At 69.2% G+C, this 647-nt stretch carries 1 protein-coding gene; it reads right to left on the bottom strand.

The window, feature by feature from the left end:
• Nucleotides 1-549 (bottom strand): ABC transporter permease (locus tag INT12_RS30930; protein WP_193059233.1); only part of this gene is annotated, 549 nt, incomplete at its 3' end.
• Between the last annotated feature and the right edge of the window lie 98 nt (nt 550-647).

The raw sequence follows: 647 nt of genomic DNA, 5'->3' as shown, positions 1-647 counted from the left end.
CACGCTGTTGCTCAGCGCCGACCAGAACACGCCGTTGTCCAGGCCAAGCACGTGCACGGCCTCGAAGTAGCTGGCGCTGATCGCCAGCGAGCAGAAGATGCCGGTGAGCAATGGCACGGTCAGCACCGCCGCCCAGAAGCGCGGCGCCACCACCTTGGCCACCGGATCGATCGCCATCAGCTCCAGCGCCTTGATCTGGTCGGTGGCGCGCATCAGCCCCAGCTCGGCGGCAATCGAGCTGCCGGCGCGGCCAATGAACAGCAGCGCGGTCAGCACCGGCGCCAGTTCGCGGTACAGCGACAGGCCCAGCAGGGTGGACAGCGCATCGGCCGCGCCGAACGTGGTCAGCGTGCGGTAGCCCTGCAGGGTCAGCACCAGGCCCACGAAGGCACCGCCGACGGCGATGATCGGCAGCGAACGCGCACCCACCTTGTAGATCTCGCGGGTCAGCTCGGCCAGGAAATCGGCGGTCGGCAGCGAACCACGCAGCACGGTCAGCGAGAACAGCCCGGCCCGGCCCAGTGAACGGGTGCTTTCAACGAACGGCATCAGGCCACCTTCGCGCGGGGCGCGGCATCGAACGGGATCGGGCCGTCCGGCTGCCCGTGCAGGAACTGGCGCAGCAGCGGGTCCTGGCTGGACTCCAG

The organism is Pseudomonas sp. K8 (assembly GCF_014889455.1).
In the GTDB taxonomy this organism is placed as follows: Bacteria; Pseudomonadota; Gammaproteobacteria; order Pseudomonadales; family Pseudomonadaceae; genus Aquipseudomonas; species Aquipseudomonas veronii.
This window is presented reverse-complemented; position numbering and strand designations above follow the sequence as displayed.